The following is a 19,849-nucleotide window of genomic DNA, read 5'->3' as shown; positions in this document are numbered from 1 at the left end:
TTTTGGTTGTTACTGAAAAAGATTTCATGGTTCAGGATTCCACATCAGTGACATTGATCTCATCCTGGAATCCGTCAGTATAATGCAGTTCATAATCTTCTGTGATAAGAACGGCCTGCACTCCTTTTTTCTCCGCAAATTTCAGTCCGTCCTCCAGACCAAGGGCGAAACAGGTGGTGCTTAAGGCATCGCCGTCCACAGACTGGTCGGAGATGATTGTCACAGAGATCAGGCTATTGTCATATGGATAGCCGGTTTTGGGGTTCAGGATGTGATGGTATAATTTTCCGTTCTGCTTAAAGCACCTCTCATAAATTCCGGAGGATACAACAGATTTTCCGGTGATATCCATAACGGCTTCGGTTTCGTTGCGATCTGCAAAGGGCTTCTGGATGCCTACTTTGAAGGGAGTGCCGTCAGGCTTTGAGCCGATGCAGAGGACGTTGCCGCCAAGGTTGATGATGGCACTCTTTACCCCTTTTTTACCAGAAGATCTTTCATGCGGTCTGCGATATAGCCCTTGGCAATGGCGCCTACATCGAACTGGATGTCATCAGAGGGAAGTGTGATATCCTGCCCGTCAATGGTGACGCCGTCGGAGCTGCACAGAGGGAGTGCTTTCTGAATAGCTGCATCATCCGGAACCTTCGGGTCTTCTGCTGTGAAATCCCAGAGAGAGGTCAAAGGCGCAATGGCGATGTCAAAGGCACCGTCGGATTCCCTGGTGATATCGAGTCCTTCAGAAAGCAGAGCGGCAAGGTCTTCAGATATATGCCAGGTGTCTGCTGTGCCGCTGACCGGATATGGAGTAGTCTGCCGGTCGGTATTGGTATCTTTATCCGATGTATCTTTGCGGTGATTTAATTTATAAAGCTCGCTTTTCTCATTTGTCCGGCTGAAGATCAGCTCATATTTATCGCACAGTGCCAGACAGTCATCTAGGAGAGCTTTATCCTGAGAATCGTAAATTGTGATCTGTACAGCTGTATTCAATTTGATACTGCTGATACTGATAGGCTCATTTCCGGTGGTGGATGTATCTGCATCCGTGATATTTCCGCAGCCTGTGAAAAGGAGTATTGGACAGACAAGGACTGTGCACAATATTAAATAGAAGAAACGGGAATGCGAGCGGCTTCTTTTGGAATGAAAAAAATAAGTTGACATAATATTCTCCTGTTTTCTGATTGACTGACTTAACTGAAGAGCATTTATTTGATGCAAATCTATGTAGTACATGTGGATGGGGTTATTCACTTAACCGGATCAAGCAGCGACGCGGATTGCGGATATACGCTTGACCGACATCGGACAGATTTATGAAATCTCATTATACCATGTATTTCTGAAATCAGAAAGGCATATGCCTGTCGCAAAAATCATTGTATTTTGCAATAATATAAGATATAATTTCTCCGAAAAAAGGACATATTTGCTATGGATCCGAATGATTGACCGGAATTTTTACAGATAAAAGGAGAAATTTTTCATGATAAAAGTAATTGCAAGTGATATGGATGGCACACTTCTTGGTGATGACCATAGGATCGCACCGGAAACCCTTGCGGCGGTCAGGCGTGCCTGCGATGCGGGAATCCGTTTTATGGTTGCCACCGGCCGGAATTTTCCCGGTGCCATGGAGGAGCTGAAGGGAACAGAGCTGACCTGTGATTATGTGGTGAGCAGCGGTGCTGAAGTACGGAATCCGCAGCAGGAGGTTGTAAAGAGTACACCGATCTCTATTGAACTGTGTGAGGAGGTCTACAATACGGCAAAAAAATACCCGGTATCTGTAGCATTTTTTACGGATCGCTATGATTACCGTATTGGAACAAAGAAGGAAATTGAAGACGGGATCATTCAGCAGATCCGTCTTTTCAATATGGACATAGATACCAGCGAGGAGATTGTACGGAAATCCCTGCAGTACCGCAGAATCGCCGGAAACACGAAAGGGATTTCCGATATCCGTTCCCTGGAGAGCAGCGGTGCGCCGATATATAAGATCTTCATTTTTGCGGCAGATGTGGAGCAGCTGGAGAAACTCAGCGATGAGCTGAAAGAAAATCCAGCCGTTGCAGTGGCTTCTTCCTTTATATATAATCAGGAGATTACAGCAGTAGAGGCGCAGAAAGGCCCGGTGCTGAAAGAATATATCGAGTCTCTGGGATATACCATGGATGAGGTGATGGTTCTTGGTGACAGCCTTAATGATTATTCCATGATTTCCATGGATTTCGGCGCAACCGTTGCAATGGAAAATGCAGTTCCGGAGATCAAAAAGGCAGCAAAATACATCACAAAGAGCAACAATGAGTTTGGTGTGGCCTATGCTATCGATCAGGTTTTGGAACGCCAGGGAAAATAGTTTTTCCCCCCTTTTGAAAAAGTGCCATATATATTATAATGTAGAAAGATGAATACAGAAAAGCGAAAGGCTTGCGTTCCGGTGTATGAAGCAGAGTGGAATGAGAAGTTTCGCTTTACAAAAAACACAGACAAAGAGAGGAAATCACGATGGAAAAAATGAAAAATGTTTATATTATGGATCACCCGCTGATCAAACACAAAATTTCAATGCTCCGTGATAAAAATACAGGAACAAACGAGTTCCGTAAACTGGTGGAGGAAATCGGAATCCTGATGGGATATGAGGCGCTTCGTGATCTTCCTACAGAGGAAGTGGAAATCGAGACACCGATAGAAACCTGTAAGACACCGATGATCTCAGGTAAGAAGCTGGCAGTGATCCCGGTCCTCCGTGCAGGACTTGGAATGGTAAACAGCATTCTCACACTGGTACCGTCTGCAAAGGTCGGACATGTGGGACTTTACCGTGATCCGGTAACACATGAGCCCCATGAGTATTACTGTAAGCTTCCTGAATCTATTGACGAGCGTATTTCAGTGATCGTTGATCCGATGCTTGCAACCGGCGGTTCTGCCGAAGCTGCCATTGATTTTGTCAAGAAACAGGGCGGAAAGAATATCAAGTTTATGTGCATCATCGCAGCTCCTGAGGGACTGAAACGTCTCCATGAGGCACATCCGGATGTACAGATCTACTGCGGTTCCCTTGACAGAGAGCTCAATGAGAACGCTTATATCTGCCCGGGACTTGGTGATGCCGGTGACAGAATTTTTGGTACTAAATAATTTTGAAAAAATCTTAAAAAATACTTGACACACCCGGCACTGTTATGGTATTGTACCTAAGAACGCTGCCGAAGACAGTAGGTGCCGTAAGGCATAAGGATCAAAACGCCTACCGAGGTCCAAGTATTCTGAGTTAAGATTACACAAGGCCTTATTGCGAAGCAGTAAGGTCTTTTTTTAAAACAGATTGACTTATTGCGACGGCGGTATACAAAATCTATAAGGAGGTGTACCATTTCATGGCAAAAGTAGAACTGAAACAACCAATCGTAGAAGAGATCTCTAACAGCATTAAAGACGCACAGTCTGTTGTACTTGTAAACTACAGCGGTCTTACAGTTGAGCAGGATACAATTCTTCGTAAAGAGTTAAGAGAAGCTGGTGTTCAGTACAAGGTATACAAAAATACCATGATGCGTCGTGCATTCGAGGGTACAGCATTTGAGAGCCTTAGTGATCATTTACATGGCACAAATGCGATCGCTATCTCCGAGAAAGACGCAACTGCTCCGGCAAGAATCCTTGCTAAATATGCAAAACAGTTCCCGGCACTGGAGCTGATCGCAGGTGTAGTTGAAGGTAACTACAATGATCAGGCCGGAATTCAGGCACTGTCCACAATTCCTTCAAGAGAGGAACTTCTTGGAAAACTGCTTGGAAGCATGCAGTCTCCGATCGCAAACTTCGCTCGTGTGCTTAATCAGATCGCAGAGCAGAACGGCGGAGCTGACGCAGCAGCTGCTGAGTAATCCCAGCAACGTGCAATTGGCGGCATAACGACCGCATGATTATTAATTAAAATTTATAAATGGAGGGAAATTAAAATGGCAAAATTAACAACAGAAGAATTTATTGCAGCAATCAAAGAATTATCTGTATTAGAGTTAAATGACCTTGTAAAAGCTTGTGAGGAAGAGTTTGGCGTTTCCGCAGCAGCAGGTGTTGTTGTAGCAGCAGCAGGTGCAGCAGGCGAGGCAGCTGAGGAGAAAGATGAGTTTGACGTAGAGCTTACAGAGGTTGGCGCTAACAAAGTTAAAGTTATCAAAGTTGTTCGTGAGGTTACAGGTCTTGGACTTAAAGAGGCTAAAGCTATCGTTGATGGTGCTCCGAAGGTTGTTAAAGAGGGCGCATCCAAAGCTGAGGCTGAGGACATCAAAACTAAACTTGAGGCTGAGGGAGCTAAGGTTACACTTAAATAATCCGATCAGATCAGAAGTTTTAAAGGCTGTTGTGCCTGCCGGTTTACCGGCGGCACAGCAGCCTTTTTTAGTGAAAAATCCAGGGTAAATCTTGCTTTTTGAAGAAAAAGAAAGGATAATAAAGGAGATAGGAAAGGGTGGATGGAATATGAAACGAAAATAATGGCCTGTATCCTTGCTGCTGCGTTGGGAATCACAGGAGTTTCTTTTCCGACGGCAGCCAAGACAGTGTCTGTCGGAAAAAATGTAAAAAATATAACTGTAAACGTGAAAAATCCTCTGGATGAACTTCGGGCTCAGGAAGCTGCAATGCAGCAGCAGGAGGAGCTTGAAGAAGAGGAAAATATGCCGGAACAGGATCTGGATCCGCTTGTGCTGGATAACGATGGCAGTGTGGTTCCTGCATCACAGGCATCCTGGACAAAAATAGAGTCAGGTGCTGTAGAAGCAGTGGATGTATCAAAGGCACCGGGGGATGAGGAAATATCGGAAAATTCAACTGAAGACACATTTTCAGATGGAAGCACAGATGGAGATTTTGACACAAATAAGAATATTTCTGACAATGCAGCAACGGAAGCTGGCAGTGAGGATATTCAGACAGCAGATGGCAGTATCAGCGGAGAATTGCCGGCAGATTTTTCCGAAGGAACGGAGAACGGCGATAACGGTTCCGAAGAACTTCAGCTTCAGCAGGAAAACGGTAATGTAGAAAACGTCGCAGAGCCGGATAATAATAAAGCTGATGAAGGCGCAGGTCAGGCACAGGCTGATTTTACAGATGATGCCAATGCTGCTGGGGATTTTTCCGCAGGAGATGCTTCAGATGGAGAACTTGGAACTTATCAGACTGTGACTCTGGAAGTTGAGGAAGGACAGGATATCACAGCACCCCTGAACACACTGTTTCTTGAACTGAAAGATCAGGCCACAGATGAAAATCCCTGCAAGATCATAATTCCACCGGGAAATTATGAACTGACAGGTACACTTTGCATGTACAGTAATATGTACTTATATGCAAGAGACGCTAATATTACAAAAACGTCTACCACCAAACATCTGATCCTCCGCCTTGGAAATACCAAAGATTCAGAAGGCGGATATGATGGATATCGCAACATTGTGATCGATGGAGGAACCTGGGACTACAATTATCAGTGTGTGGAAAATAAGGATGCACCAGGCGGATTTGTGGGATTTTGCATTGGACATGCTACGAATGTTACGATTAAAAATGCTACATTTCTTAATAATCTGAAATCTCATTTTCTGGAATTTGGCGGAGTGAAAAATGCCAAGATCACAGGCTGTACATTCAGTGGCTATTATAAGAATTATGTGGAAGGCGGACAGGAATGTATTCAGATCGACTGCTGTACAGATGAGAGCAATGTTTTTCCACAGTACAGACCTTACGATGGAACGACCTGTGAAGATTTTGTGATTGATGGAAATGTGTTCGAAGATGTCTTTACAGGGCTGGGAACGCACAGTATGATGTCCGGAAAAACATATAAAAGGATCACAGTTACGAATAATACTTTCCATAATGTAAAAAAACGCTGTATAAGGTTTATGAATTATGAAGATTCTACAGCAGAAAATAATACCATGGTAAATGTGGGAAATGGAGTGGACATTTCTTCTGTGAGCAGCAATACACACCAGACGCCAGGCTATGATGATGGGCCGGACATGCTGAAAAACAGGAATCTTCGTGTGGCAGGAAACTACATCAGTCTTGCCAGAACTACCAGTATTGGTGGAATTGCATGGATCTGCAGTGGTATAAAAGTTTCAGGCTATAATATGAAAAAAGATGGAGCTGTGCTCCCTAAAAAGATATATCCGGTGAAAGGTGTGACTGTAGAAGATAATCAGATCAGCGGATATGGAAACGGAATCAGCATGTCTCTTACTGACACAGATACCGTAACAGATAATCAGGTAACAATGAAAAAACTTCTTCATATTCCAATTTTGGGATTTATGCCCAGGATTCCAGAGGAAGCGTTATCAGCAGGAATACAGTGTCCGGAACTGCAAATACGGGAATTTATCTCTCCGGTTCTGTCTATGCAGCAGGATCAGAACAGAGAAATCTTGTAGAGCAGAATACTGTTTCCAGAGCAGGCGGAGATGGAATTTATCTGCAATCTGTAAATACTTCATCCACTGCACAGAAGAATACTGTTAAATCAGTGGCCGGCTCGGGAATACGTGTAAATGCAGGAAAGAACAATAATGTTCTTGGTAATATCTGTTTATCCAACAAAAATCATGGCGTGAAAATTGAGTATGTGGCCGGCGGAGTCAGGGTAAAAAGCAATCGTGTGACATCAAATGCAAAAAGTGGTATTTTGCTCTGGAAATCAAAAGTATCCGAAGTATCAGGAAACCGTGCGGAGAAAAATAGGGGGAATGGTGTTTATGCATATGCATCTGTAATACCGGTCATGAAAAAGAATACATTTTGTGAAAACGGAAAGGTTCAGGCGGTATATGTAAAAAGCTGCAAAGGATGGACCGGCATCAACCGTCCTTCATGCAGAGCTGTTACATCAAGAAGTACAGCTATAAGCGGAACTGCATCAGGTAGCCAGACAGTTATTGCCTATGCGCGGCGTTCCGGAAAACAGACAAAGCTGGGTGTATCATCCGTAAACAAAAAGAAACAGTACGTTATTAAAATAAAGAAGCAAAAAAAGAATACTGCTCTGAAACTTGTCTCAAAAGATAAATACGGAAATACAGTAACAGTAAATACTATTGTGAAGTAAGTATGTGTGATAAAAAAGATTCTGTTCCGGATATCCATACATCGTATGTATAGAAGGAACAGAATCTTTTTTTTGAAAAAATGTAAAAAAATCAAAAAAAGTGCTTGACACACTTTTTTTCTTATGTTAAAGTGGAGGATGCTATATTATGGCTAGATATGCCTGCCTAAAGGTCAGGCGGGATCATGTTGTAATAAATAATAAAAAAACAGGGGTGAAACGTCAATGGAAAAAACAGAATTCGTTCTGTAAAAACTGGAAAAAGCATGCGTATGAGCTACCAGAGACAAAAAGAAGTCCTGGAAATGCCAAACCTGATCGAAGTTCAGAAAGATTCCTACCAGTGGTTTCTTGACGAAGGTTTAAAAGAAGTATTTGATGATATTTCTCCGATCGCAGATTACGGCGGAAAGCTCAGTCTGGAATTCATCGATTTCACATACGATGAAAAAGATGCAAAATATTCCATCGAGCAGTGTAAAGAACGTGACGTGACTTATGCCGCACCTTTGAAGGTTCGAGTAAGGCTGATCAATAAGGAAACAGAAGAGATCAACGAACACGAGATTTTCATGGGAGATTTACCGCTGATGACAGCTACGGGTACCTTTGTTATCAATGGTGCTGAGCGTGTTATTGTCAGCCAGTTAGTACGTTCCCCTGGAATCTACTACGCGATCGCTCATGATAAGCTTGGTAAGAGACTGTTTTCCAGTACTGTAATTCCGAACAGAGGTGCATGGCTGGAGTACGAGACAGATTCAAATGATGTATTTTATGTACGTGTAGACAGAACAAGAAAGGTTCCGATCACTGTTCTGATCCGTGCACTGGGCATTGGAACCAATGCTGAGATCATCGATCTGTTTGGTGAAGAGCCAAAGATCCTTGCCAGCTTTACAAAGGATACCTCCACAAACTATCAGGAAGGTCTCCTTGAGCTGTATAAGAAGATCCGTCCGGGCGAGCCGCTTGCAGTAGAGAGCGCAGAGAGCCTGATCATGGCAATGTTCTTCGATCCGAGAAGATATGACCTTGCCAAAGTCGGACGTTATAAATTTAATAAGAAGCTTCATTTCAATAAACGTATCGTAGGCCACAAGCTTTCCCAGGATGTTGTAGATACAACAACAGGTGAGATCCTTGCTGAGGCTGAGACACTTGTTACAAAAGAGCTTGCTGATACATTACAGAATTCCGCAGTTCCGTACGTATGGATCCAGGGTGAGGAGAGAGAGATCAAAGTTCTTTCCAGCCTTATGGTTGATATCCGTCACTATCTGCCGGAGCTTGAGGATCCGAAGTCCCTGGGTGTTACAGAATTAGTATACTACCCGGTGCTCGAAAAAATTCTGGAAGAAAATGACACATTTGAGGACAGATGTGATGCGATCAAACGTGATATCCACGACCTGATCCCGAAACACATCACCAAGGAAGATATCCTTGCGTCCATTAACTACAATATGCATCTGGAGTATGGCCTTGGTAACGATGATGATATCGACCACCTGGGCAACCGTCGTATCCGTGCTGTCGGTGAGCTGCTTCAGAATCAGTACCGCATCGGTCTTTCCAGACTTGAGCGTGTGGTACGTGAGAGAATGACAACACAGGACACAGAGAGTATTTCTCCGCAGTCCCTGATCAATATCAAACCTGTAACTGCAGCAGTAAAAGAGTTCTTCGGTTCTTCCCAGCTGTCACAGTTCATGGATCAGAACAACCCGCTTGGAGAGCTGACTCACAAGAGAAGACTTTCCGCACTGGGACCTGGCGGTCTGTCACGAGACAGAGCCGGATTCGAGGTTCGAGACGTACATTATTCCCACTATGGAAGAATGTGCCCGATCGAGACTCCTGAGGGACCGAACATCGGTCTTATCAACTCCCTTGCATCCTATGCAAGGATCAATCAGTACGGCTTCGTAGAGGCTCCGTACAGAAAGATCGACAAAACAGATCCTTCCAACCCGCGTGTAACCGATGAGGTTGTATACATGACAGCGGATGAGGAAGATAATTACCATGTAGCACAGGCGAATGAGCCGCTGGATGAAGAGGGACACTTCATTCATAAGAACGTTTCCGGTCGTTACCGCGAGGAGACACAGGAGTACGAGCAGCACATGTTCGATTACATGGATGTATCTCCGCGAATGGTATTCTCCGTTGCTACAGCCCTGATCCCGTTCCTGCAGAACGATGATGCGAACCGTGCGCTGATGGGATCCAACATGCAGCGTCAGGCCGTTCCGCTTCTTACAACAGAGGCTCCGGTTGTTGGTACAGGTATGGAGACCAAGACAGCTGTTGACTCCGGTGTATGCGTTGTTGCAAGAAAAGCAGGTACAGTACTTCGTTCCACATCTACAGATATCTCTATCAAGAATGATGACGGAACAAAAGATGATTATCATCTGACTAAATTCATGCGAAGCAACCAGAGCAACTGTTACAACCAGAGACCGATCGTGTTCCAGGGTGAGCATGTTGAGGCAGGACAGGTTATCGCGGATGGCCCGTCTACATCCAATGGTGAGCTTGCACTTGGTAAGAACCCGCTGATCGGATTTATGACCTGGGAGGGTTATAACTACGAGGATGCTGTTCTTCTTAGTGAGAAACTGGTACAGAATGATGTTTATACATCTGTCCATATTGAGGAATATGAGGCAGAATCCCGTGATACCAAGCTGGGACCGGAAGAGATCACACGTGACGTTCCGGGTGTCGGCGATGACGCTCTGAAGGATCTGGATGAGCGCGGTATCATCCGTATCGGTGCTGAGGTACGTGCCGGTGATATCCTTGTCGGTAAGGTTACTCCTAAGGGAGAGACTGAGCTTACTGCTGAGGAGCGTCTCCTTCGTGCTATCTTCGGTGAGAAGGCAAGAGAGGTACGTGATACTTCCCTTAAGGTACCGCACGGTGAGTATGGTATTATCGTAGATGCCAAGGTATTTACAAGAGAGAACGGCGATGAGCTGAGCCCTGGAGTAAATCAGGCAGTACGTATTTATATTGCACAGAAGAGAAAGATCTCCGTTGGTGATAAGATGGCTGGTCGTCATGGTAACAAGGGTGTCGTTTCCCGTGTACTTCCGGTTGAGGATATGCCATTCCTTCCAAACGGACGTCCTCTTGATATCGTGCTGAATCCTCTGGGTGTACCTTCCCGAATGAACATCGGACAGGTCCTGGAGATCCACTTGAGCCTTGCTGCCAAAGCACTTGGCTTCAATATTGCAACACCTGTATTCGATGGCGCAAACGAGGTTGATATCCAGGATACTCTGGAGCTTGCCAACGATTACGTTAATACGGAAGACTTTGAGGAATTCCGTGAGAAATATAAAGACATCCTTGCACCGGATGTTATGCAGTATCTCGATGAGAATAAAGCTCACAGAGCACTCTGGAAGGGCGTTCCGATCTCCAGAGACGGTAAGGTAAGACTTCGTGACGGACGTACAGGCGAGTACTTCGACAGCCCTGTAACTATCGGTCACATGCACTACCTGAAGCTGCATCATCTGGTAGATGATAAGATCCATGCACGTTCCACAGGTCCATACTCCCTGGTAACACAGCAGCCTCTGGGTGGTAAAGCTCAGTTCGGTGGACAGCGTTTCGGAGAGATGGAGGTTTGGGCACTGGAGGCATATGGTGCTTCCTACACACTGCAGGAGATTCTGACAGTGAAGTCTGATGATGTGATCGGACGTGTTAAGACCTATGAAGCGATCATCAAAGGTGACAACATTCCTGAGCCAGGTATTCCTGAGTCCTTTAAGGTACTTCTTAAAGAGCTTCAGTCTCTTGGTCTGGATGTACGTGTGCTCAGCGAAGACGGATCAGAGGTACACATTATGGAGACCTCTGATTACGGAGATACTGATCTTCGTCATGTCATCGAGGGCGATTCCAGAGGACGCAGAGATGAGGAGTCCTTCGGTAAACACGGCTACACCAAGCAGGAGTTCAGCGGAGAAGAGCTTGTCAATGTAGAAGAAGATGAGGACATGGAAGACGAAGATGATATGATCGAGTTTGAAGAGTCCTTTGATGATGAGGAATAAGAAAGGGGAAAGAATACATGGCAGAAACAACCAACGCCAATGAAACATATCAGCCAATGACTTTCGATGCCATCAAGATCGGACTGGCGTCCCCTGAGAAGATCAGAGAGTGGTCACACGGTGAGGTTTTAAAACCTGAAACGATCAACTACAGAACCTTGAAGCCTGAGAAGGATGGTCTTTTCTGTGAAAGGATTTTCGGACCGAGCAAGGACTGGGAGTGCCACTGTGGAAAGTACAAAAAAATTCGCTATAAAGGCGTTGTCTGCGACAGATGCGGTGTTGAAGTAACCAAATCTGCCGTTCGTAGAGAGCGTATGGGACACATCGAGCTTGCAGCTCCGGTGTCTCATATCTGGTACTTTAAAGGAATTCCGTCCCGTATGGGTCTGATCCTTGATATTTCTCCGAGAACACTGGAGAAAGTGCTTTACTTTGCTAACTATATCGTTCTGGATCCTGCAGATTCCGGACTTATGTACAAACAGGTACTCACCGAGCGTGAGTACCAGGAAGCACGTGAGTCTTACGGAGAAGGATTCCGTGTAGGTATGGGTGCCGAGTCCATCATGGAGCTCCTTCAGGCTATCGATCTTGAAAAAGATTCTGAAGAACTGAAGGCAGAGCTTGTGGACGCAACAGGCCAGAAACGTGCAAGGATCATCAAACGTCTTGAGGTTGTGGAGTCCTTCCGTGAGTCCGGCAACCGTCCTGAGTGGATGATCATGACCGTTATCCCGGTTATCCCGCCGGATCTTCGTCCTATGGTACAGCTGGACGGAGGACGTTTTGCAACATCTGACCTGAATGATCTTTACAGAAGGATCATCAACAGAAACAACCGTCTGAAAAGACTTCTGGAGCTTGGTGCTCCGGATATCATTGTCCGCAACGAGAAGCGTATGCTGCAGGAGGCTGTAGATGCCCTGATCGATAACGGACGCCGTGGACGTCCTGTAACAGGACCTGGAAACAGAGCTCTGAAATCCCTTTCCGATATGCTGAAGGGTAAATCCGGACGTTTCCGTCAGAACCTTCTCGGTAAACGAGTTGACTATTCCGGACGTTCTGTAATCGTCGTAGGACCTGAACTGAAGATCTATCAGTGTGGTCTTCCGAAGGAGATGGCTATCGAGCTGTTCAAACCTTTCGTTATGAAAGAGCTTGTTGCCAACGGAACTTCCCACAACATCAAAAATGCCAAGAAAATGGTAGAGAAGCTTGAGCCGGCAGTATGGGATGTCCTTGAGGACGTCATTAAGGAGCATCCGGTTATGCTGAACCGTGCACCTACACTGCATCGTCTGGGTATCCAGGCATTCGAGCCGATTCTTGTAGAAGGTAAGGCGATCAAGCTTCATCCGCTTGTTTGTACCGCGTTCAACGCAGACTTCGATGGTGACCAGATGGCCGTGCATCTTCCGCTTTCCCAGGAAGCACAGGCAGAGTGCCGTTTCCTTCTGTTATCACCGAACAACCTTCTGAAACCGTCAGATGGTGGTCCTGTAGCCGTTCCTTCACAGGATATGGTCCTTGGTATCTACTACCTGACACAGGAAAGACCTGGAAACAAGGGTGAGGGCAAGTTCTTCAAGAGTGTCAACGAGGCAATTCTTGCATATGAGAACAAGGTCATCACACTCCAGACAAAGATCATTGTCCATTGTCATAAGACAATGCCGGACGGAACTGTTTTAAGCGGCAATGTTCAGTCCACACTGGGACGTTTCCTGTTCAACGAGATCCTTCCGCAGGACCTTGGATTTGTGGACAGAAGCGTACCTGGAAACGAACTGCTTCTTGAGGTTGATTTCCTTGTAGGTAAGAAACAGCTGAAGCAGATCCTTGAAAAGGTTATCAATACTCACGGTGCAACAAAGACAGCCGAGGTACTTGACTCCGTTAAGTCTATGGGTTACAAATACTCCACACGTGCAGCCATGACCGTATCCATTTCCGATATGACCGTGCCGCCGCAGAAGCCGGAGATGATCAAGCAGGCTCAGGATACTGTTGACCGTATCACAAAGAACTACAAACGTGGTCTTATCACAGAGGAAGAGCGTTACAAAGAGGTTGTTGATACCTGGAAGAAGACCGATGATGAGCTTACAAAGGCACTTCTTACAGGTCTTGATAAGTACAACAACATCTTCATGATGGCTGACTCCGGAGCCCGTGGTTCCGATAAGCAGATCAAACAGCTTGCCGGAATGCGAGGACTGATGGCTGATACAACCGGTCATACCATCGAGCTCCCGATCAAGTCAAACTTCCGTGAAGGTCTTGACGTACTGGAGTACTTCATGTCCGCTCATGGAGCTCGTAAAGGTCTTTCTGATACCGCTCTTCGTACAGCCGATTCCGGATACCTGACAAGACGACTTGTTGACGTATCCCAGGATCTGATCGTTCGTGAGGCGGACTGCTGTGAGAACAGAGCAGAGATCTCCGGTATGGTCGTTCGTGGATTCATGGACGGAAAAGAAGAGATCGAGAGCCTTCAGGAGCGTATCACAGGACGTTTCTCCTGTGAGACAGTTAAGAATAAAGATGGAGAAATCCTTGTTAAAGCAAACCACATGATCACACCGAAGCGTGCAGCCCGTATCATGAAAGAGGGCGTAAGCAACCAGACAGGCGGACCGATCGACAAACTGAAGATCCGTACCATCCTTTCCTGTAAGTGCAAGGTTGGTGTCTGCGCAAAATGTTATGGTGCGAACATGGCTACCGGTGAGCCGGTACAGGTTGGTGAGTCTGTTGGTATCATCGCAGCACAGTCTATCGGTGAGCCAGGTACACAGCTGACCATGCGTACTTTCCATACCGGTGGTGTTGCCGGTGGAGATATCACACAGGGTCTTCCTCGTGTCGAGGAGCTTTTTGAGGCAAGAAAGCCGAAGGGTCTTGCAATCATCACAGAGATCCCAGGTGTTGCCACGATCAACGACACTAAGAAGAAACGTGAGATCATCGTAAACGATCCGGAGACAGGCGATTCCAAGACTTACCTGATCCCATACGGTTCTCGTATCAAAGTCCTTGACGGACAGGTTCTTGAGGCCGGCGATGAGCTGACAGAAGGTAGTGTAAATCCGCATGATATCCTGAGAATCAAGGGTGTGCGTGCAGTTCAGGATTACATGATTCGTGAGGTTCAGCGTGTATATCGTCTGCAGGGTGTTGAGATCAACGATAAGCATATCGAGGTTATCGTTCATCAGATGCTGAAGAAGATCCGTATCGAGGATAACGGAGATACAGAGTTCCTGCCAGGAACACTTGTTGATGTCCTTGATGTTGAGGAAGTTAACGAGAAACTTGAGGCAGAGGGCAAACAGCCGGCAGAGGGCAAACAGGTTATGCTTGGTATTACCAAAGCATCCCTTGCTACAAACTCCTTCCTGTCAGCAGCATCCTTCCAGGAAACAACAAAAGTCCTGACAGAGGCTGCTATCAAAGGTAAGATCGATCCGCTGATCGGTCTGAAAGAGAACGTTATCATCGGTAAGCTGATTCCTGCAGGTACAGGTATGAAGCGTTACAGTGAGATCAGTCTTGACACAGGAATGCCGGAGGTAAAAACAGCTTCCGAGGAGCCTGAGGATACAGAGGAAATTTCCGTAGAGGAAGAGAAGACTGAGACTGCTCCGGAGGAAGAGACCATTGCTGTTGAAGAGACAGCAGAGGAAACTGCACCGGTAGAAGAATAAGTCGATATACCTTGCTAATATAAATAAATCTCCCCCCGGAAATCCGGAGGGAGATTTCTGTTTATAAGCAGGGATTTTCTGAGAGAGGAGGGATTGCGATGGACAAGGAACTGCCAATTTCCCCGTGGCCGGAATGGAAGATCGTAAGCAAGATCGGGGAAGGCTCTTTTGGAAGAGTGTATAAAGCTCAGAGAACTGAGAAGGGACGTTCTTTTTACTCGGCAATTAAGATAATCACAATCCCCGCCAGTAAAGGGGAGCTGGACAGTGTGCGCTCAGAATCCGGTGATGAAAAATCTGTCCGCGGTTATTTTGAAAATCTGGTGGAGGAGTGCATTCAGGAAGTAAGCACCATGGAGTATTTCCGGGGAAATTCCCATATTGTATCTGTAGAAGATTACAAGGTGATGGAATATCTGGACGAGATCGGATGGGATATTTTTATCCGCATGGAATATCTCACAAGCTTCATGGAATATTATGCGGGAAAAAATCTCACAGAAAAAGAAGTGATGAAGCTGGGTATCGATCTTTGCAGATCACTGGAATACTGTGGGCAGCTTCACATCATCCACAGGGATATCAAACCTGAGAATATTTTTGTATCCAGGTTCGGGGATTTCAAGCTGGGGGACTTTGGAATCGCCAGAGAACTGGAAAAAACCATGAGTACCCTTTCCAAAAAGGGAACTTATTCCTATATGGCGCCGGAGATGTACAGGGGAGAACAGTACGACAGCAGAGTGGACATTTATGCACTTGGCCTGGTGTTATATAAACTGATGAATCATAACAGGCTTCCGTTTCTGAATCTTGAAAAACAGCTGATCACATACAGAGATAAGGAGAACGCACTCACGAGGAGGATGTCAGGCGAAACACCGCCACCCCCTGTGGATGCAGGAGAGGCTTTCGGCTCCGTTATCTTAAAAGCCTGTGCTTATGATGCAAAAGAACGATATCAGACTCCTGATAAGTTTCGGGAAGCACTGGAAGAAATCCGGTATGGAGCGGCAAACAGAGAACAGGGAGTTCATGAGAAACCGAAACCAGTGGAGGAAAGACCTGTTCCGGAGTCCATGCCGAAGTTTCTTCAGGAGGGTGCAGCCAGACAGCTGGCAAGAACGAGTCAGCTGAATACGGATGCGATCCGTCAGGCACGTAAAAATCCTGTGCCGGTATCCATACAGCCGGATAAACCGATAGCCGGAGAAATAGCAAAAAATGCAGCCCGGAATACGCCAAAGGCTCAGAGCACAATACAGAAGCCTCAGAAATCTGCATCCGGAAAAACAGCATCCGAAAAGGATAGCCTGTCCGGTTATCCGTCAGGACGTTCCCGTCAGTCAGATCCCGGTATAAGAAAAACCGGAGCTGTAAAGCCCAGAGTTACCTCTATCACAGATCTGGAAGACGACCGTGACCAGAATCTCCAGGAGTGGGAAGGATCCGTGCCAGAGAATGATGGAAATGACGATGACAGAAGGAAACGGAAAGGTATTTTCAGAATGCTTATAACAGCCGGGATCCTTGTTGTGCTGATCGGCGGGATCCTTGCGGTACGAACGATACGGAAACCTGTGGATAACGGGGAACCTTCGTATACAGATTCCGATGATTCTGATGCTCTGAACAAAGGAAATTTCGGTACTGCAGACAATTCGGATAAAAGTTTCGCACAGGCAATGGAAACGATACGTGACCATGCGACAACCATAGAAAATGCTCTGGACAGCTATAGACGTGAAGGTACAGAGGGGGATCGCCTGCGCTTTTATAATGGATCAGGAGAGATCGCCAAAGTACTTGTATATCCAGGCAGTTCCGCAGATGGCGTTTATGAGGAATATTTTTACTGGGGCGAGCAGATGTTTTATACTTATGTATGGGACGGAGATGAGAAGCAGTATTTTTATTATCAGGACGGCCTTCTGATCCGATGGATCGATGCAGATGGTAAGGTTCATGATAAAGAGAGCGATAACGACAAATATGTAGAACTGGGAGACAAATACTGGAGTAATTCTGTAGTGGAGCTTCAGCAGTAATGTCGAAGGGTTTTTACGAAAGGAAAAAGAATGGCCTATCAGATTGATTATGCGTATACATGTCACACCGGAAAGGTGAGGACAAATAATGAGGATAATTTCTGGTGCTGCGGAGTGCGCCTGCCGGTGCACAACCAGGGGGTTGACGGAATCCTGGCAGGTCATACACAGCACTGGCAGCTTCCAATGCTGGCTGTTTTTGACGGCATGGGCGGAGAAAGCTGCGGTGAAATGGCAGCTTCTGCAGCTGTGGAAGCGCTGGGAGGCTTCTATGAAGAAAACAAAAAGACCTTGAAAAAAGAGCCTGTGGTTTTTCTGACAGGAGCCTGCGAAAATATGAATGAGGCAGTATGTCGCTACAGCAATGAAAACGGTATCAGAAGCATGGGAACAACCATGGCACTTTTGTCTTTCAGTGAAAAGGTGATCTATGCCTGCAACCTTGGGGATAGCCGTATCTACCGTCATTTTCAGGGGAAGTTCCAGCAGATTTCCACGGACCATGTGATCGGCGGAAAAATGCTGGGAAAAGCTCCGCTGACGCAGTATCTGGGCTTTCAGGAAGAAAACATGGCACTGGAGCCTTCTATCGTGGAGATCGGTTATCAGCCGGGAAGCTCGTATCTGATCTGTTCAGATGGAGTGACAGACATGCTTTCTGATCAGGAGCTTCAGAAGATCCTTGACGGGACAGAAACCGCAGAAGAAAAAGTAGGTAAGATCCTGGAACAGGCATTGGAAAGAGGCGGCAGAGATAATGTGACACTGGTCCTTGCACAGATCAGCGGCTATGAAGAAAAAAATATTCTCAAACGCTGGGCAGAGCGCCACAGTACCGGACGGTAATAAACCCGGGGAGTAAGAAAAGGGATAAGGAGAAAATTTGCGATGAGAAATCGAATGCAGGATCTTGATTTTGAACAGACAGTTGCCTTCGATTCAGTGAAGGACTTTGAATTTACAAGAAAGGCAGCACAGAAGTTCCGCCAGGTTGTCAGTCTGGATTCCTTTGAGGATGAGGATGCAGATGTTATTTTTCATTATCTTTACAAGGAGATGGAACTGGTTTCCTTTGGTGACTATCTGAAACGATATGTGTATGAGCGTGCAGAGCTTGAGGAGCCTTTTTCCCAGGTGCCGCAGGAAGTCTACAGAGAGATCGTTGTGGAATCCTTCAAGGAAACCTACACACCGAAATCCATGTCACCTACATCAGCCAAGCTGAGTTCTCTGGTGAATAATTGGCTGACTCAGGCATCTGTGAAGCGTGAAACAGTTTTTCTGCTGGGGTTCGGACTTCGGATGAGTACAGAGGATGTTTCAGATTTTCTGACCCGGGTGCTTCGTGAGCAGGATTTTGATTTTCATAATCCGGAAGAAGTGATCTACTGGTATTGTTACCGGAATCATCTTGGCTATTATAAAGCGGAGGAATATAAAGAAACCTACAAACAGATGACTCCGGTGGAAAAAAAGACCGGAGAGATCGTGTATGGCACAGGGCTTTGTCTGGACAGTGAAGAAAAGCTTCTGGAATATCTGGCTTTTCTGAAAGGAAGACATGATGATCCGAAATCAGAGAAGAGCCAGGCTTTTCAGGAATTTATGATCCTTCTGGAGCGGGCAAGGAAGATCATTGCAGCCATGTATCAGGAAGATGAGGAAGAAAACGGTGGCAAAAAGATCTGGAAGCCTGAGAATATCAGTGCTTCGGATCTGGAAAAGGTTATCTGCAGCGGGATCCCTATTAATAAAATGGGAAATCTCAAAAAGATGTCCGCATCCATTCTGGCAAAGCATTTCAGCCAGAAGCGCTTCAGCCGCCAGAGGATCAACAATATCCTGAACCATAAATTTCCGGTGGAGCGGTTTGATCTGATCACGCTGGAGTTTTTTGTGATCTCTCAGGAGATGGCAGAAGATGATCCGTATACGAGATATCGCCATTTCCTGGAGGAGATCCAAGAGATCCTGGCCCGCTGCGAAATGAGTGAGATCTACATAGTGAATCCATATGAGTGCTTTCTTCTGATGTGCCTGCTGACAGACTGTCCGCTGGCAGTATTTTCCGAGATTTGGGAAAAATCCTATGAAGAGGGAGAAGAAAAGAACTGAAAAAAGGATGATGCGTTTCGGTGACGCATCATCCTTTTTTTGTCCGATCCGGTAAGTCTGTTATTTTGCTTTTCCGGTTTTTACCGCACTTGCAGGTCCGGTCTTTACCTTCCTGTTTACTGTGCGGTATGGAACCAGTCTGTAGCTATATGTAACATTTTTTGCTGTCTTAAATGTATAGCTGGTATTTTTGGAAGAAATAGTTTTTACTTTTTTGAAGGAACCATTTCCTTTTTTCTGATAGATGACATAGCCGGTTGCTCCGGAAATCTTTTTCCAGGAAAGGGTCTGTTTTCCTTTGAGGGTTTTAAGCTTTATGGACGGACGGAGCAGATTCGGTTTCACAGTCACTGCTTTGGAAACTGGACTGTAAATATAACCGGAGGATGTTTTTTTGCTTGCACGGATCACGTAAGAATATTTATTTCCGATAGTGATCTTTGTGTCTTTGTATGAAGTAGTATTTGCGTTTAAAGTTTTGATCTTTGTGTATTTCCCAGAATTTGTTTTTCTGTAGAGAATATAGTTCCGGGCATTGTTTATACGGTTCCAGCGGAGCGTACAGCTGTTCCAGGAGGCAGAGGTCTTAATTGACGGTGCAGTTAATTTCGTGATCACAGGAGCCGGAGTAGTGGATGGCTTCGGAGCCGGAGTGCCAGATGGCATTGGAGCCGGGGTAGTGGATGGCTTCGGAACTGGAGTAGCAGTAGGTTTCGGAGTTGGAGTAGCAGTAGGCTTCGGTTTTGGAGT

Annotated in this window: 11 protein-coding genes, 2 pseudogenes and 1 other annotated feature; of the genes and pseudogenes, 11 read left to right on the top strand and 2 right to left on the bottom strand. The window is 45.8% G+C overall.

What is annotated here, in order from left to right:
* Window positions 1–31: 31 nt before the first annotated feature.
* Window positions 32–1,167: pseudogene (locus tag CK1_RS10975) on the bottom strand (FAD:protein FMN transferase).
* Between the two features lie 322 nt (window positions 1,168–1,489).
* Between CK1_RS10975 and CK1_RS10970 the strand changes: the two are divergent.
* The 11 genes from CK1_RS10970 to CK1_RS10920 all read left to right on the top strand — a co-directional run bounded on the left by CK1_RS10970 (window position 1,490) and on the right by CK1_RS10920 (window position 19,099).
* On the top strand, window positions 1,490–2,368 hold the full coding sequence (locus CK1_RS10970; RefSeq protein ID WP_015526305.1) for a Cof-type HAD-IIB family hydrolase: 879 nt from the start codon (window positions 1,490–1,492) through the stop codon (window positions 2,366–2,368).
* A 158-nt stretch (window positions 2,369–2,526) separates the two neighbouring features.
* Window positions 2,527–3,156: a uracil phosphoribosyltransferase gene (gene upp / locus CK1_RS10965; protein ID WP_044961929.1), complete on the top strand. Its 630-nt coding sequence runs from the start codon at window positions 2,527–2,529 to the stop codon at window positions 3,154–3,156.
* A 50-nt stretch (window positions 3,157–3,206) separates the two neighbouring features.
* Window positions 3,207–3,343: a sequence feature (ribosomal protein L10 leader region), on the top strand.
* Window positions 3,344–3,395: 52 nt separating this feature from the next.
* Entirely contained in the window at window positions 3,396–3,905 is a 510-nt protein-coding gene (gene rplJ, locus CK1_RS10960) for a 50S ribosomal protein L10 (protein ID WP_015526303.1), read from the top strand.
* 75 nt (window positions 3,906–3,980) lie between these two features.
* On the top strand, window positions 3,981–4,355 hold the full coding sequence (rplL, locus tag CK1_RS10955) for a 50S ribosomal protein L7/L12 (protein WP_015526302.1): 375 nt from the start codon (window positions 3,981–3,983) through the stop codon (window positions 4,353–4,355).
* A 141-nt stretch (window positions 4,356–4,496) separates the two neighbouring features.
* Window positions 4,497–6,467 (top strand): right-handed parallel beta-helix repeat-containing protein, encoded by a 1,971-nt coding sequence (locus tag CK1_RS10950; protein ID WP_015526301.1) that lies wholly within the window; start codon window positions 4,497–4,499, stop codon window positions 6,465–6,467.
* A complete protein-coding gene (locus CK1_RS10945; protein WP_306289095.1) occupies window positions 6,374–7,138 on the top strand; it encodes a right-handed parallel beta-helix repeat-containing protein in 765 nt (254 codons plus the stop codon). The genes CK1_RS10950 and CK1_RS10945 overlap by 94 nt, the downstream gene beginning before the upstream one ends.
* A gap of 272 nt (window positions 7,139–7,410) precedes the next feature.
* Window positions 7,411–11,220 carry a DNA-directed RNA polymerase subunit beta gene (gene rpoB / locus CK1_RS10940; RefSeq protein ID WP_015526300.1) on the top strand — a complete coding sequence of 1,270 codons (3,810 nt, stop codon included), beginning with the start codon at window positions 7,411–7,413 and terminating at the stop codon, window positions 11,218–11,220.
* A gap of 17 nt (window positions 11,221–11,237) precedes the next feature.
* Complete coding sequence (gene rpoC / locus CK1_RS10935; protein ID WP_015526299.1) at window positions 11,238–14,936, top strand: DNA-directed RNA polymerase subunit beta'; 3,699 nt, start codon at window positions 11,238–11,240, stop codon at window positions 14,934–14,936.
* 98 nt (window positions 14,937–15,034) lie between these two features.
* A complete protein-coding gene (locus CK1_RS10930) occupies window positions 15,035–16,984 on the top strand; it encodes a serine/threonine protein kinase (protein WP_015526298.1) in 1,950 nt (649 codons plus the stop codon).
* 30 nt (window positions 16,985–17,014) lie between these two features.
* Complete coding sequence (locus CK1_RS10925; protein ID WP_015526297.1) at window positions 17,015–17,830, top strand: PP2C family protein-serine/threonine phosphatase; 816 nt, start codon at window positions 17,015–17,017, stop codon at window positions 17,828–17,830.
* Between the two features lie 42 nt (window positions 17,831–17,872).
* Window positions 17,873–19,099: a hypothetical protein gene (locus CK1_RS10920; RefSeq protein WP_015526296.1), complete on the top strand. Its 1,227-nt coding sequence runs from the start codon at window positions 17,873–17,875 to the stop codon at window positions 19,097–19,099.
* 60 nt (window positions 19,100–19,159) lie between these two features.
* On the opposite strand, the pseudogene CK1_RS10915 reads toward CK1_RS10920, so the two are convergent.
* Window positions 19,160–19,849 (bottom strand): annotated as a pseudogene (locus CK1_RS10915) (hypothetical protein); the annotation flags it as partial.

Source organism: Ruminococcus sp. SR1/5, assembly GCF_000209835.1.
Classification (GTDB): Bacteria; Bacillota; Clostridia; order Lachnospirales; family Lachnospiraceae; genus Blautia_A; species Blautia_A fusiformis.
This window is presented reverse-complemented; position numbering and strand designations above follow the sequence as displayed.

What these genes read in the sequence shown, in the direction of transcription:
- CK1_RS10970 (WP_015526305.1), top strand. Translation starts at nt 1,490, where the DNA reads ATGATAAAAGTAATTGCAAGTGATATGGATGGCACACTTCTTGGTGAT.
- upp (WP_044961929.1), top strand. Translation starts at nt 2,527, where the DNA reads ATGAAAAATGTTTATATTATGGATCACCCGCTGATCAAACACAAAATT.
- rplJ (WP_015526303.1), top strand. Translation starts at nt 3,396, where the DNA reads ATGGCAAAAGTAGAACTGAAACAACCAATCGTAGAAGAGATCTCTAAC.
- rplL (WP_015526302.1), top strand. Translation starts at nt 3,981, where the DNA reads ATGGCAAAATTAACAACAGAAGAATTTATTGCAGCAATCAAAGAATTA.
- CK1_RS10950 (WP_015526301.1), top strand. Translation starts at nt 4,497, where the DNA reads ATGGAATATGAAACGAAAATAATGGCCTGTATCCTTGCTGCTGCGTTG.
- rpoB (WP_015526300.1), top strand. Translation starts at nt 7,411, where the DNA reads ATGAGCTACCAGAGACAAAAAGAAGTCCTGGAAATGCCAAACCTGATC.
- rpoC (WP_015526299.1), top strand. Translation starts at nt 11,238, where the DNA reads ATGGCAGAAACAACCAACGCCAATGAAACATATCAGCCAATGACTTTC.
- CK1_RS10930 (WP_015526298.1), top strand. Translation starts at nt 15,035, where the DNA reads ATGGACAAGGAACTGCCAATTTCCCCGTGGCCGGAATGGAAGATCGTA.
- CK1_RS10925 (WP_015526297.1), top strand. Translation starts at nt 17,015, where the DNA reads ATGGCCTATCAGATTGATTATGCGTATACATGTCACACCGGAAAGGTG.
- CK1_RS10920 (WP_015526296.1), top strand. Translation starts at nt 17,873, where the DNA reads ATGAGAAATCGAATGCAGGATCTTGATTTTGAACAGACAGTTGCCTTC.